The 255-nt window shown below is 71.0% G+C and carries 1 protein-coding gene; it reads left to right on the top strand.

Annotation, left to right across the window (positions count from 1 at the left end):
* A partial coding sequence (locus AC0IYH_RS32675) for a hypothetical protein (protein ID WP_471838509.1) occupies nucleotides 1–255 on the top strand: 255 nt, incomplete at both ends.

Here is a 255-nt window from a genome sequence, read left to right as displayed (position 1 = left end):
GCACCGGGCGTCGGCACCGCACAGGGCGCCGCCAACATCTTCTGGAACCAGGGCTTCTACGCCGACCCCTGCGCGCCGCGGATCGATCCGGCCAACCCCAACGGGGCCCGTCTGGCACCGTCCGCCACAGCGGCTCAGTGCGCCAACACCGGCCTGCCCGCCAATCTGTACGGCAGCGCATCGCTGATCTGCCCCGACGATCGCTGCACCGTGCGGGAGGGGGGCTTCGACCTGAAGCCGGAGACCGCCTATACC

This window comes from Pseudomonas sp. AC463, from assembly GCF_979253585.1.
The sequence above is the reverse complement of the archived record's forward strand: the minus strand, read 5'-3'. Positions and strand labels throughout refer to the sequence as shown.